12 protein-coding genes are annotated in these 12,806 nt (G+C 71.7%); 2 read left to right on the top strand and 10 right to left on the bottom strand.

Features of this window, described 5'->3' with window-relative positions; translation table 11 throughout:
* Positions 1-61: 61 nt before the first annotated feature.
* On the top strand, positions 62-1,138 hold the full coding sequence (locus tag KI388_RS10735) for a hemolysin family protein (protein ID WP_215086621.1): 1,077 nt from the start codon (positions 62-64) through the stop codon (positions 1,136-1,138).
* A gap of 665 nt (positions 1,139-1,803) precedes the next feature.
* On the opposite strand, the gene KI388_RS10730 is transcribed toward KI388_RS10735, so the two are convergent.
* From KI388_RS10730 to KI388_RS10700, 7 genes are all read right to left on the bottom strand, one after another.
* Positions 1,804-2,241 (bottom strand): DoxX family protein, encoded by a 438-nt coding sequence (locus KI388_RS10730; protein WP_251133142.1) that lies wholly within the window; start codon positions 2,239-2,241, stop codon positions 1,804-1,806.
* A gap of 97 nt (positions 2,242-2,338) precedes the next feature.
* Positions 2,339-3,118, bottom strand: coding sequence for an ABC transporter permease (locus KI388_RS10725; protein ID WP_215086620.1), 780 nt, complete (start codon positions 3,116-3,118; stop codon positions 2,339-2,341).
* On the bottom strand, positions 3,084-4,418 hold the full coding sequence (locus KI388_RS10720; protein ID WP_215086619.1) for an ABC transporter substrate-binding protein: 1,335 nt from the start codon (positions 4,416-4,418) through the stop codon (positions 3,084-3,086). Before KI388_RS10720 ends, KI388_RS10725 begins: the two co-directional genes overlap by 35 nt.
* Positions 4,415-5,272 (bottom strand): ABC transporter ATP-binding protein, encoded by an 858-nt coding sequence (locus KI388_RS10715; protein ID WP_215086618.1) that lies wholly within the window; start codon positions 5,270-5,272, stop codon positions 4,415-4,417. The genes KI388_RS10720 and KI388_RS10715 overlap by 4 nt, the downstream gene beginning before the upstream one ends.
* A gap of 3 nt (positions 5,273-5,275) precedes the next feature.
* Positions 5,276-6,229 (bottom strand): ABC transporter substrate-binding protein, encoded by a 954-nt coding sequence (locus KI388_RS10710; RefSeq protein ID WP_215086617.1) that lies wholly within the window; start codon positions 6,227-6,229, stop codon positions 5,276-5,278.
* Positions 6,230-6,472: 243 nt separating this feature from the next.
* The gene (locus KI388_RS10705; RefSeq protein ID WP_215086616.1) at positions 6,473-7,327 is read right to left on the bottom strand and encodes a hypothetical protein; all 855 of its coding nucleotides are present in this window, start codon (positions 7,325-7,327) and stop codon (positions 6,473-6,475) included.
* Positions 7,328-7,342: 15 nt separating this feature from the next.
* Entirely contained in the window at positions 7,343-7,936 is a 594-nt protein-coding gene (locus KI388_RS10700) for a DJ-1/PfpI family protein (protein WP_215088784.1), read from the bottom strand.
* Between the two features lie 258 nt (positions 7,937-8,194).
* Here KI388_RS10700 and KI388_RS10695 point away from each other — a divergent pair, with 258 nt between their 5' ends.
* Positions 8,195-9,151 carry an AAA family ATPase gene (locus KI388_RS10695; RefSeq protein ID WP_215086615.1) on the top strand — a complete coding sequence of 319 codons (957 nt, stop codon included), beginning with the start codon at positions 8,195-8,197 and terminating at the stop codon, positions 9,149-9,151.
* Between the two features lie 45 nt (positions 9,152-9,196).
* Here the strand turns inward: KI388_RS10695 and KI388_RS10690 are convergent, their stop codons facing one another.
* Genes KI388_RS10690 through KI388_RS10680 form a run of 3 tightly spaced genes read right to left on the bottom strand, consistent with a single transcriptional unit; the run spans position 9,197 to position 12,725 of the window.
* Positions 9,197-10,759: a hypothetical protein gene (locus KI388_RS10690; protein WP_215086614.1), complete on the bottom strand. Its 1,563-nt coding sequence runs from the start codon at positions 10,757-10,759 to the stop codon at positions 9,197-9,199.
* Positions 10,756-12,042 carry a DUF58 domain-containing protein gene (locus KI388_RS10685; RefSeq protein WP_215086613.1) on the bottom strand — a complete coding sequence of 429 codons (1,287 nt, stop codon included), beginning with the start codon at positions 12,040-12,042 and terminating at the stop codon, positions 10,756-10,758. Before KI388_RS10685 ends, KI388_RS10690 begins: the two co-directional genes overlap by 4 nt.
* The gene (locus KI388_RS10680; RefSeq protein WP_215086612.1) at positions 12,039-12,725 is read right to left on the bottom strand and encodes a hypothetical protein; all 687 of its coding nucleotides are present in this window, start codon (positions 12,723-12,725) and stop codon (positions 12,039-12,041) included. Before KI388_RS10680 ends, KI388_RS10685 begins: the two co-directional genes overlap by 4 nt.
* Positions 12,726-12,806: the final 81 nt, after the last annotated feature.

Below are 12,806 nucleotides of genomic sequence, written 5' to 3'. Positions count from 1 at the left end.
CACCGGGCACCGCGGACCGCTCCATCAACGCTTTTGCGTCGCGCGCCGGGACGGGGGAACGATGATCCCGCTCTCGACGGCGATGCCCCCGACAGAGGTCGCCCTTCGCGTGGCGGCCGGCGTCCTCCTCATCCTGATCAACGCGTACTTCGTGGCGGTCGAATTCGGCCTGACGCGCCTGCGTCAGTACCCCGAATCGGAGATGGACACGCCCGGACTGCGGCGGGCGTGGGAGATGACCGACGACTTGGAGTTCTACCTGACCACCTGTCAGGTGTGGATCTCCGGCACGTCCATCGCGCTCGGTATCGTCGCGGAGCCGGGGCTCGCGGCGCTTTTCGCGCCGATATTCGAGAACACGAGCCTCGCGTCCGCCGGCGCGGGCTCGCTTCTGGGCTTTTTCATCATCAACATGGTCCACCTGACGCACGGCGAGCAGACGCCGACGTACCTCGGCGTCGAGCGCTCGAAGCAGGTCGCCAACTACGGCGCGCGCCCCCTCTACTGGTTCGCGTGGCTCATCTCGCCGCTGATCAAGTTCGGTGACTGGGTCGCGAAGGCCACGCTCGGGCTGTTCGGCGTCGAGATGACCGGGTCATGGACCGAGGCCGAAGAGGAGGTGTTGGAGACGCGCGCGCAGCTCCGCACCCGGCTCGGCTCGATGATGGAAGAGGTCGAACTCCCCGAGGAGCGCCGCGAGGAGGTCCTCAGCGCGCTCGACGTCGACCGGGTCGCCGTCTCGGACGTGATGACGCCCACCGACGAGATCATCTCGCTGTCGACGACGGCGTCGGTCGAGGCGAACCTCGACCGGATCCGCGACACTCCGCACAGCCGCTTCCCGCTCGTGGGCGACGGCCCGAGCGACTTCGAGGGAATCGTGTACGCCCCATCGATCGTGAGCCGCTACGACGGGCTCCGAGACGGCGACCTGACGTTCGCAGACGTCGCCGCGCCGCCGATGACGGTCTCGGCGGACGCCAGCGTCAGCGACGCATACGACCGGTTCCAGGCCGAGTCACAGGAGCTCGCCTTAGTCACCGAGGGCGGCGAGGTCGTCGGGCTGCTCACCGCGACCGACGCGATGGAGGCGGTGATGGGACAGCTTGAGGACCCGCTTGACGCCGGTGGTTTATAAAGAACGACGCGGTGGCGCGTGCCGGTGAGTGGCCGACAGGCCACGAACCGCACGCGCGAGGTTGTCGGGCTTCGCCCGACTGCCAGAGGCGCGTCGCGCCTCGCTGTCACCGGACGAGTCCGGTTTCAAGCGAGAGCTTCGCTCTCGCCCTGTCGCCGGCGCTACGCGCCGGCTGCCAGAGAATCTTCGATTCTCGCTGGACGCGGCGACCGGAGCAAAGCGGAGGGAGCCGCGAGGCTGGGGAGGTGTGAGGTGCCGTGCGGTCGATGTGCGGGGTGGGACTCAAAGGGGCTGTCACCGGGCGAAGCCCGGTTGCCAGAGGGACGAAGTCCCCCGCTGTCCGTGCCGCGTAGCGCCACGCTGTCGCGAGGACGAAGCACGGCGTAGCAAGCACCGCCGCGAGGGAGCGAGCAGCGCGAGCGACTGAGCAAGGCGCGTGGTTCGAGAGAGCGAAGCTCTCTCGTCACCGCCAGAAATCAGAGATTTCTGGCTAGCAGTCGGAATACAAAGGATTCTGACGACATCCCGAAAGTCGGAGATTTTCGGGCGACAGCAAGCCGGGCGAGTCCTCGCGACTGGGGCTTTGGAAGTGTTCACGGCCGATCCGCCGGTAACGATTTATAAACAAACGCCCGTCGCTTCGGAACCGTTCCCCGCCTCTTCGCTCAGTTCTTATACGCCTCGCGCAGGAACACCAGCGCGCCGCCCAGCATCGCGAGGTTGCCGAAGAAGGCGAGTCGCTCGCCGCCCTTGTCGTCCTCGTCGGCGTTCCAGAAGTCGTGCATCGTCGCGGTCACGACGGTCAGGAACCCGACCGCCGCGCCGGTCGCGATCCGGGGGAGCCGCCAGAGCGCGATCCCGAGGCCGGCGACCACCATCATGCCGGAGGCGAACGGCGCGGCCACGTCCGGCATCGGAACGCCCGCCGACTCGGCGTACTCGATCGTGTCGTCCATGTCGCGGAAGTCCTCCGAGGCCTGCGCGGCGAGGCCGACGCCGAGCAGGACGCGCCCGATCCGCGAGGGCGCGCCGCGGCCGGTCCCCGTCTCGTCGTCCGCCGGCCTCTCGACCGCCTCGGCGTCGTCGGTGTCGTCGTCGGTCATGGGTGTATCTACGGCAGCATGACACATAAATCGACGTGCGGACGCGGCGCGCGGCGCTGCGGGACGGGTGCCCGGCGCGCCGCGAGACGGGCGCCGGCTACCCCCAGTTCCACCGGGCGTGGAGCCGGCGGACGGAGAGGTCGAGCCAGAAGCCGATGAATCCGATCACCAGCATGATCGCGGGGATCTCCGCGTAGGCGAACCGGTCGCGGGCGTCTAGGATGAGGTAGCCCAGCCCGGTGTTGACCCCGAGCATCTCCGCGGGGACGAGGATGATCCATAAGATTCCGATCGACAGGCGGATCCCCGTGAGCATGTCCGGGATCACCGCGGGGACGACGACGCGGCGGAGCAGCGCGCGCGTGTCGCCGCCGAGCGACTCGCCCACCGTGATCCAGTCGTCGTCGATGGTGGCGATCCCGTGGGCGGTGTTCAACACGATCGGCCAGAGACCGGCCATGAACATCACGAACACCGCCGACCGGGTCCCCACGCCGAAGAGGATGATGGCGATCGGGAACCACGCGAGCGGCGAGATCATCCGCATGAACTGGAAGAGGACGGTCGTCGCGCGCTCGGCCGCCCTGAAGTAGCCGACGACGACCCCGATCGGGAGCCCGACCGCCAAGCAGAGCCCGAGCGCGATCGCGAACCGGTAGACGCTGACGAACACGTGGTCGTAGAACGCGGGCGAGGCGACGAGCTCCGCGAGGACCGCGAACGTCGCGGCCGGCGCGAAGTTGGTGATGATGCCGCTGCCGAGCGCCGTCACCGCCCACCAGACGGCGAGGCCGCCGAGGAGCCCGACCGCCGGCAGCAGGCGGCCGGCGTCCCCGACCAGCTCAGAACCGTATCGTCTCCTGTCTCTCGTAGCCATCGTCCTCGGGTACGTCGAAGGCCGGCGGGCCGCCGGCGTCTTCCAGCGCTGTGCGAACGGGGTCGTACGCGACGAGGTCGTCCGCGACCTCGGCGGGCGCTAACTCGTCGAGGAAGGCGTCCTCCCCCTCGACGCGCGTCTCGCGCATGCGGCGGACCAGCTCCTCCGTGTACGAGGGGTACGGGTACGGGTAGAAGCCGATCCGCTCGACGTCCCAGTCGGCGTTCCGGATCGCGCCCGAGTCGAGGTACGGCTGGTGGTCGTCGTAGTGGGTGAGCGCGCGGTCGATCGGCTCCGGCCCCTGCGGGAGTAGGCCGCTCTCGGCTGAGGAGAGCAGCCGCGCCGCTTCCGAGCGGTTCCCGCGGAGGTACTGGTGGGCGTCGACGAGCCCGCTCATCACGTCGGTCGCCCACTCCGGCTGCGACTCCACCAGCTCCTCGCGCATCACGACGACGCAGCAGGCGTGTTCGCGCCAGACGTCGCCGGTGAACCGCAGGACCTTCCCGCCGGCGTCGAGCTCGCCGATCGCGTTGAACGGTTCCGCGACGATGTACCCCTCGATGGAGCCGTTCTCCAGCGCCGCGGGCATGTCCGGCGGCGGCGTCACGACGAGGTTCACCTCGTCGTCCGCCACCTCGTCGGCCGAGGAGTCGGTCCGGGGCGTGAGCCCGTGCTCGCGGAGCCCCATCTGGAGGATGACGTTGTGGATCGAGTACCAGAACGGGACGGCGACGGTGCCGCCGCCGAGGTCCTCCCACCCCTCGACGTCCTGCTGGACCGTCAGCGCGGAGCCGTCCGTGTGGTCCCACGCGACGACCTTCACGTTCGCGTCGAGCTCGTCGCCGTAGCGCATCCACACCGTCATCGGCATCAGGAAGTGCGCCACGTTGACCTCGCCGGAGAGGAACGCCTCCGCGAGGTCCGACCAGCCGCGGAACAGGGTCGGCTCCGCGGCGTCGACCCCGTGGTCGGCGAAGTGGTCGTTGGCGTAGCCGGTCAGGAGCGGCGCGGCGTCCGTGATCGGGAGGTAGCCGATCTCCGCGGTCGGGGGACCGTCGCCGCCGCTTCCGCCGCCGAGACAGCCGGCCGTCGAGCCGACGCCGGCGGCCGCGAGCGACGCCAGCCCGGACTCCTTCATGAACTCGCGCCGGGAGAGCCCGCTCGCGCGCGCCTCCTCGGAGGGGTCTCGCCAGCCGGGGCCGCCGACGAGCTCTCGGGCGCTCGCCGCGACGTCGGGGTCGACCTCGTCGTCGCGCGCGCCGTGGTCGTGCCCCCGGCCGCCGTCGCGGTCGCGCGTCATTCGAGTCCCACCGCCTCTAAGTGCTCGAAGGTCGCCGCCCGCTCTTCGAGGAACGCCTCGTCGTCGCGCGAGCGCGTCTCGCTGTCGATCGGCTCGACGTGTTCGATGCCGCTCGGGATCGGCCCCATGACCGCCACGCGGTCGCCGAGGTACACCGCCTCGTCGATGTCGTGCGTGACGAACACGGCGGTGACGCCGAGCTCATCGACGATCCGCAGCAGCTCGTCCTGTAGCTCCATCTTCGTCAGCTGGTCGAGCGCCGAGAACGGCTCGTCTAAGAGCAGCACCTCGGGCTCGTTCGCGAGCGTCCGGGCGAGCGACGCGCGCTGCGCCATCCCGCCCGAGAGGTCGGCCGTGTCGGCGTCCTCGAAGCCGTCGAGCCCGACCAGATCGAGGAGCTCGTCGATCAGGTCGTCGTCCGGCTCCTCGCCGCGGAGCCGCGGGCCGATCTCGACGTTCTCGCGGACCGAGAGCCACGGGTACAGCAGCGGGTCCTGAAAGACGACTCCCCACCGATAATCGGGGCCCGTCACCGTCTCGCCGTCTATCTCGACGCGGCCGCCGGTCGGCGCTTCGAGTCCCGCGAGCAGGTGGAGCAGGGTCGTCTTGCCGCAGCCCGACGGGCCGAGCAGACAGCAGACCTCGCCGGGGTCGACCGAGAGGTCGAGCCCGTCGAAGACGAGAGTCTCGTCGTACCGCTTCGTGAGGTCGTTGGCGACGACCGGCGCCGCGTCGCCCGCGCGTCGGTCGGCGGCGCCGGCGTCGGCGCCGACCGCGGACGCGGCGTCGGAACTGCCGTCGGACTCGGCGTCGTCGCCGTCGTCGGTCGTCGCCGGGCGGGACTCGATGGCCATCGGTCAGTCCGCCGTCGCTTCCGGCTCGTCCTCCTCGGACTCGGCCTCGCCGTCCGGGAGCACGCCGTCGTCATCGAGCTCCTCGGCGGTGCCGATGTCGGCGTCGTCCGGGACGAAGCCCTTGTCGCGCATCCAATCCGTGGTCGCGCCGATCCGGTCCTCGTCGGGGGCGCGCACGGGCAGGAACTCGCGGAGCTCGAACTCCTCGCGGAGCCGGTCGAAGTCCACGTCGTCGAAGGCCGCCTTGTCGGCCGCCTCGTCTTCGAGCAGCTCCACGTACCGGTCGGTGTAGCCTTCGAGATCGTCGTTGATGTCTGCGACCGCGCGGTTCAGCGCCGCGAGGAACCCCTCCAGCTTCTCCGGCTCGGGCTGCTCGCGCGTGGTGATGGCGGCGCGGCACGGGCCGTCGAACACCTCCTTCAGCTCCTCGTCGTAGCGGCCGAGGGTGACGAACGGCTCCAGCACCGCGATGGAGTCGACCTCGCCGGCCTTGACCGCCTCGAAGCGCTCCTCGGCCTCGCCGACGTGCTCTAAGACGATCTCGTCCTCGTCGAACCCCTCGTTCTCCAGCATCTCCCGCATCGAGTAGAACGAGGTGGCGTACTTGTTGATCCCGACGGAGCGGCCGCGCAGGTCGTCGATGGTCTCGGCGTCGTCGTCGGCGTCGACGAAGACGACGCGGTCCCACTCGCTGTAGGAGCCGACGATGTCGCGGTCGGTCTCGGAGACCTCCTGGACCGCGTTCCACTCGCAGACGCCGTGAGTGCCGCCGTCCTCGTCCATGTCGTCCCACCAGTCGGCGTCGAAGGCGTTCTCGCCCTCGAACTCCTGCGTGCCCGGGGCGAAGTACGAGAGGTCGGCGTCGACGCCCTCGTCTTCGAAGTACCCCTTTTCTTCCGCGACGTCCTGTACGAGTCTCCACGTAAAGTATTCGTGAGAGATATTCAGGTCTGACATCAAATTCACCATGGTTTTATTGTAATGTATAAACTGTGGAACCGACAATGATAGGTGGTGAAACAATATCCGAGCAAGTATTGCGGCTGCCGAACACGTTCGGTTCTTAAACCCACCGACGGAGCAGAGAGAACCGACGTAACAGAGCTTCTGTACCGGGAAAAAAGCGAGCAGACGGGACCGCAACCCACGAGAAACCGGCAATCCTGTCTCGTTTCTCATTGACGCGAGCGCGGCGTCGACTCAGTCTCGGCCGATCGGCTCCGGCAGGGCCGCTGTCGCCGCCTCGTCGAAGGCCATCGGGCGGCGCCACCACGGGCCCTTCCCGGAGTCGCTCGACAGGCCGGTGACGAGCCGGTTCGCCTCGCTCCCGTCGTCGGGCGCGCTCAAGGGGACCACCCGGTCGAAGAGACCGGACGCCGCCGGGTCGCCGACCGCGACGACCCGGGCGTCGAACGGGTCCCGCTTCAGGTGCGCGTTCGTCGGCGCGGCCGCGGCGGCGGTCACGCGGTCGACAACGCCCCCGCCGTCCCCCTCCTCGTCCCCGCCCGAGAGCACGCGCTCGATCCGCAGCCCCGCGAAGAGGTACGCGCCCCAGTCGGGCGCGAGGTCGTCGTCGACGGCGACCCCTCGCTCCCGGAGCCACGCGCCGTCGCGCTCGTCGGCGGCCGCGTCGCCGGGGCGCTCGCCGCCCGGTCCCGCCCAGTCGTGCGGGCGCAACGACAGCGTCGCGTAAAACAGGAGCCGGTCGCCCGGTTCGAGGTCGGCAATCCGCCCGGCCTTCACGCCGTGGGGGTCGCCGTACGTCGCGCGCTCGCGGCCGTGGACGCCGGGGAACTCGGGGTCGGCGTGGACGGCGGCGTCGCGCAGACCCGCCGGCACCGCGAAGGGGAAGTCGAGGTCGCCGTAGGTCGGGAGCGGCTCGTCGACCGGGAACTGCCCGCGCGGCAGCGTCGGCGCCGGCTCAGGGATGGGGACGTACGCGAAGGAACCGTCGGGGTAGACGGGACCGCGGAACCCCGGTTGGTTCGTGTTGGCGGCGACGTTGACGGCGAGGGCGCGCGGGTCCGACTCGACGTCGGCGCGGGAGTCAGCCATCGAGGGGCGAGTGGGTCACTCCGCGGTCGCCGCGGCCGCCCCGTGGTCGATCTCTGTGCCGAGGAGGTCGAGGAACGCCGCGATCCACTCGGGGTGATCGGGCCACGCCTGCCCGGTGACGAGGTTCCCGTCGGTCGTCACGCCGTCGACCCACGAGCAGCCGGCGGCCTCCACCTCGGGTCTGACCGCGGGGTACGCGGTGATCTCGTAGCCGTCGAGGACGCCGGCGGCGGCGAGGATCTGCGGCCCGTGGCAGATCGACGCGACCGGCTTGTCCGTCTCGAAGAAGTGTCGCACCGCGTCGAGCACCGCCTCGTAGCCGCGGAGGTACTCCGGCGCGCGCCCGCCGGGGACGACCAGGGCGTCGTAGTTGCTCGGGTCGACCTCGTCGAACCCGCGCGTGAGCTCGAAGTCGTGGCCGCGGGTCTCCAGGTACGTCTGGTCGCCCCGGAAGTCGTGGACCGCGGTCTTGACGGTCTCGCCCGCTTCCTTTTCGGGGCAGACGGCGTGGACCTCGTGGCCGACCGCCTGAAGCGCCTGAAACGGGACCATTATCTCGTAGTCCTCCCCGAAGTCGCCGACGATCATCAGTATCTCCTGTCCTGTCATGCGTGTCACACCGCGCGGACGTAGGCGCCGCTAGCAGATAACAATACTGCCACGTGCTAACACACGCCACCTCGGACGGGCCGTTCCCCGATCCGCGCTTCGATGGGGTTCGTCCGCGCAGTCCCGCGACCGCCGCGTCCGGGAGCCGGTCCGCGGCCGCGGCACGTGAGATCCGCTTCCCGGGTGATGTCGGCCCCACACCGGTGTCCGCGTTGACGTGTTGGATGGATTGAAATACGTCGCCCGCGAGGGACGCGTATGGATGTCGACGACGCAGCGGCGGTGTGCGGGGACGTCATCGACACGATATCGGACGTCGTCGTTGTCGACCGGCCGGTCCTTGAGACCGTCCTCACGGGCGTGTTGTCCCGCGGGCACGTGCTCCTGGAGGACGTCCCCGGCACCGGAAAGACCCTCACGGCGCAGAGCTTCGCGACGGCGCTCGGACTCTCCTTCAACCGGATCCAGTTCACGCCCGACCTGCTCCCGTCGGACATCACCGGCTCGCACATCTACCGCGAGGAGACCGGCGAGTTCGAGTTCGCGGAGGGCCCGATCTTCGCGAACGTGGTGTTGGCCGACGAGATCAACCGCGCGCCGCCGAAGACGCAGGCGGCCCTGCTGGAGGCGATGTCGGAGGGGCAGGTCTCGGCGGACGGCACTACCTACCAGCTCCCGGACCCGTTCTTCGTCATCGCGACCCAGAACCCGGTCGAACAGGAGGGGACGTTCGCCCTCCCCGAGGCACAGCGCGACCGGTTCATCATGAAGACGACGCTCGGCTACCCCGACAGCGAGGGGATGCGAACGATCCTCGACCGGCGCGCGGACCGCACGGCGCGGACCCCGGAGCCGAAGCGGGTCATCGACGGCGAGACGGTCCCGCGCCTTCAGGACGTTCCGGAGCGCGTGACCGTCGACGGGTCGCTCCGCGAGTACATGATCACGCTCGGCGAGGCGACCCGCGCGGACGGCCGGGTTGAGGTCGGGGTGTCGCCGCGCGGCATCCAGCGCCTCTTCGAGGCGACCCGGGCGCGGGCGCTCGTGAGCGGCCGGGAGTACGTCGCGCCCGACGACGTCAAGGCCGTCGTCGCGGACGCGTTCGTCCACCGGCTCGTGCTGACCTCGAAGGCGACGGTACAAGACACCTCGCCGGCGACCGTGGTGGACGACATCGTCGACCGGGTCGAGGTCCCCGCGGTGGCCGTCGACTGACCGGGCCGGAAGGTGTCCGGTTCGGGCGGAGCGACCGCACTCGCCTCACCGGGAGGCGAGGAACAGCAACACCGTCCCGACCGAGGCGGCCACGACGGCGACCGTCGTCGGCGGGGCCGGGAGCGACGGGAGCCGGCCGATGACCGCCAGCGTTCCCACGCCGAGCGCCACCGCCAGCGCCGCGTACACCGCGCTCCCGGCGCCGTGGACGATCTCGGCCCGCCGCGACACGCCGGCGCGGCCGATCTCCCGGCCGAGGGTCGCGCCGAACTCGCCGAGGTCCCACACGAACAGGCTCGCCGCGACGCCGCCGAGGACGACGACGACCGCGCCGTCGGCGATGCCGGCGGCGACGGCGGCGACGAAGACGCCGGTGCCGGCGATCTGGGTTCCGGAGCGAGAGCCGAGGAGCCGGGTCGCGTGGAGCGCGCTCAACCCGAGGGTAACCGCGATCGCCGTCACCAGTCCCAGGAGTACGACCCCGGCGAGGAGCGTGAACGATCCGAACGTCCCGAGCACCTGATCGAGGAGCTCCCGGCCCGCGTCGGAGCCGGCCCGGTCGACCGCCGTCGTCGCCGCCGACTCGTGCGTCCCCGCGACGGCGAGCGTGAGAAGCCCCCCGACGCCGAGCGGGACGACCGGCAGCGACGAGAGCCGGGTCCGTGTCGAGGCGACAGTCCGAACGAACCGGAGACCGACGATCGTCGCGGTCCCGGCGGCGACGCCGACGCCGAGGGCGCGGCGGGGGAGCGGTGCGACCGCGACCCCGGGGACCGCCTCGCGGACCCCGGGCGGGACCCGCGCCAGCAGACCGGGGAACCCCACCGCGACCGCCACCGCGACCCCCCCGAGCACCGCGACCGCGACGCCGGCGCCACACAGCTGCCGCAGTCGGCCCTGTACCGCGCGGGCCGCCGGGCGGGCCGACTCGCTCGCGAGGGGGACGAGCGGCACCCGACGCACCGCGACGGCGAGGACGCTCGCGGCCACGAACAGCAACGCCATCAGCTCGACGAAGGGCACGAACGCCGCCTCGAGACCGGGCGGCGGCCGTCCCGGAACGAACAGCCGCGCGCGGAGAGCGTCGACGGCGTCGACGACCGGGGGAACGGGGAGCCGAACCTGCTCGACCGCGACCGCTCCCGCGGGGACCAGCCCGATCCCGAGCAGCCGGATCGCGGTCAGGCCGGCGTCGGAGAGCGGGGACAGGTCGCGCATCGCCGCGAACGCGCCGAAGCCGGTCGCGACGCCCGCGAACGCGAACGCGAACGGCGCGACCGCGAGCACATCGACGGGGGGAACGGGGGGCCACGGGAGCTGCGTGAGGGCGGCGCCGGCGACCGCCGCGAGCAGGGCGAGGCCGCTCCCCGTCGCGAGGAGACCGCCGACGGCGACGGTGAGGCGTCGCGTGGCCGTTCCCACGGCGATGACGGTCACGCCGAGGGCCGCGCCGGCGACCACCCCGAGCAGGGCCGGGAGGAGCGTCCCGACGCTCGCCGCGAGCGCGAGCGTGGCGGCGCCGGCCGCGACCACCGCGGTCGTCGTCGAGAACAGCGCCGGCCGCCAGCTCGGGACCGACGGCTCGGACCGGGACGCGGCGTCGCTCACCGCGCCACCTCCATCGCGGCCGCGAGCGACCGCCGAGTGTCCCAGTCGAACACCGTCGCCCCGGCGCCGCGGAGCCGAGCGAGCCTGAGCTGGCGCTCGGCGTGTGCGACCGTCCTCCCGGGCCGCCGACGGTCGGTGACGTCCGGCGACACGACGCCCACGCGGTGCCCGACGGTGGACAGCGACGTCGCCAGCTCCACCGTCTCGGCGTCGAGCGCCGGCGTCACGACGACGACGTCGGCGCGCGCGGAGAGCCGCTCCCGGAGGTCCGTCGAGATCCGGTCCGTTCGCGCGGCGGCCGTGTCGGTGGCCGCGACGAGCGCGTCGAACACCGCGTCCAGTCGGGTGCGGGTCGCGTCGTCGGACCCGGGCGGGACCCACGGCTGGTCCCGGCCAGCTGACGACACCGGGACGGCCACGTCCGACGCGTCGATCCCGAGCGCGCACACGCCGACGTCGTCGCCGTCGGCGAGCAGCCGCGCGACGACGCGGTCGGCGGCGTAGACGGCCAGCTCCGCCGCGGTCGGGTACCCCGACTCCCGGGCGACCCGCCCGGCGCTCGTGGCGTCGACGAGCACGACCGTCTCGGTCGCGCTCGTCTCGGCGAACTGGATCGTCGTCAGGTCCCCGGTCTTCGCGTAGTCGCGCCAGTTGATCCGGCGGACGTCGTCGCCGAGCTGGTACTCGCGCGCGGCGTAGAACTGGAGCCCCTCGCCGCCGCGGTCGACCGGCCGCGTCCCGAACCGCCGGAGCGAGCCGCGCAGCTGCGGCACCTCCCCGGCGTCGCGGCGACAGGTGAGCGTCGTCGCCCCCGCCGCGTCCGGGCTGTCGGTGTAGATGCCGGTCGCCGACAGCGAGCGCGCCCGGACGACCGGCGAGTCGAACGCGTAGGTGCCCTGCCGCGGGACGACCGTGTACTCGATGGAGGCCGTCTCCCCGGGTCGGACGGAGAGGCACCCCCGGGGCGAGCCGTCGTCGACGGGGAGTCCGTCCGGCAGGCGGTCGACCACGCGGAGGTCGGTGAGCGTCGACGCGCCCTCGTTGTGAACGCTGAGGGTGATCTCCGTCCGCTCGCCGGGCGCCGCCGGGTCCGGTGCGATCCGGCGCTCGACGGTGAGGCTCGGCTCCGGCGGCCCGGTGGTCCACTCGACGAGGAGGTAGAACAGCGGTACCGACGCCGCCACGAACAACACCGGTTCGCCGAACACCGTCCCGACGGTGACGAGCGCGATCGCGCCGATCGTGGCGCCGTCGAACCGGCTCGTGACCCGCCGGTCGCTCACGCGCGATCGCCTCCGTCGGCGTCGGGTTCCGGACGCGCAGTCGCCCGGGTCGCGATCGCGTCGGCCGCGCGCTCGATCCGTCTAGTCCGCGTCGCCGCCGGTCGCAGCCACGCGAGCAGCCGCCGCCAGAACGGGAGCGTCGCCTCGCGGTCGGCGACGTACGCGGCCGCGACGGCGTCGTCCGTCCACGACCCCTCGTCGACGCGGTCGCGCGCCGCCTCGCGCGAGCAGCCGTCCACGGTGACGAGCGTCTCGACCGCCAGCGACCGGAGCCGACCCCGGACGCCGTCGTCTCGCCCCGCGGCCGCCGTCGCGGCCGACTTCGCGGTCTCGATCCGCCGCTCGAAGTCGCTCCCGACAACCGGCGTCGACGTCGCCGTCTCCGGCGGGTCCGCCCGGAGCGCCTCGAAGTCGGGGAACCGACCCGTGCCGGAGCCGCCGATCCCTGACTCCCCGGCGATCCGCGAGGGGGTCGTCAACGCGGTCCAGAGGACGGCCCCGACGCCGAGCGCGGCGAACGTCCCCGTGCGGGCGACCGGCTCGGAGAGGGCCTGGCTCCGGGCGATGGCGTCGATCGGCAGCGTCGGCTCGACCGCCTCCGGCGCGAACAGGAGCGCGGCTGACCCGCCGATCAGCGCGATCCCGACGAGCGCGACGAGCGCGCGGATCAGTCGGCGGATCATCGGTCGAGACCACCTCGATTGCGGGCCGCGGCCGCCCGTATTCCCACGGTCCGCGCGGGCGACTCCGCCGCCGACGCGGAC

Origin of the sequence: Halorubrum sp. 2020YC2 (genome assembly GCF_018623055.1) — an archaeon.
In the GTDB taxonomy this organism is placed as follows: Archaea; Halobacteriota; Halobacteria; order Halobacteriales; family Haloferacaceae; genus Halorubrum.
The sequence above is the reverse complement of the archived record's forward strand: the minus strand, read 5'-3'. Positions and strand labels throughout refer to the sequence as shown.

Bases quoted from the DNA above. Each gene is read 5' to 3' on its own strand.
- KI388_RS10735 (WP_215086621.1), top strand. From the start codon at position 62: ATGATCCCGCTCTCGACGGCGATGCCCCCGACAGAGGTCGCCCTTCGC.
- KI388_RS10730 (WP_251133142.1), bottom strand. From the start codon at position 2,241: ATGACCGACGACGACACCGACGACGCCGAGGCGGTCGAGAGGCCGGCG.
- KI388_RS10725 (WP_215086620.1), bottom strand. From the start codon at position 3,118: ATGGCTACGAGAGACAGGAGACGATACGGTTCTGAGCTGGTCGGGGAC.
- KI388_RS10720 (WP_215086619.1), bottom strand. From the start codon at position 4,418: ATGACGCGCGACCGCGACGGCGGCCGGGGGCACGACCACGGCGCGCGC.
- KI388_RS10715 (WP_215086618.1), bottom strand. From the start codon at position 5,272: ATGGCCATCGAGTCCCGCCCGGCGACGACCGACGACGGCGACGACGCC.
- KI388_RS10710 (WP_215086617.1), bottom strand. From the start codon at position 6,229: ATGTCAGACCTGAATATCTCTCACGAATACTTTACGTGGAGACTCGTA.
- KI388_RS10705 (WP_215086616.1), bottom strand. From the start codon at position 7,327: ATGGCTGACTCCCGCGCCGACGTCGAGTCGGACCCGCGCGCCCTCGCC.
- KI388_RS10700 (WP_215088784.1), bottom strand. From the start codon at position 7,936: ATGACAGGACAGGAGATACTGATGATCGTCGGCGACTTCGGGGAGGAC.
- KI388_RS10695 (WP_215086615.1), top strand. From the start codon at position 8,195: ATGGATGTCGACGACGCAGCGGCGGTGTGCGGGGACGTCATCGACACG.
- KI388_RS10680 (WP_215086612.1), bottom strand. From the start codon at position 12,725: ATGATCCGCCGACTGATCCGCGCGCTCGTCGCGCTCGTCGGGATCGCG.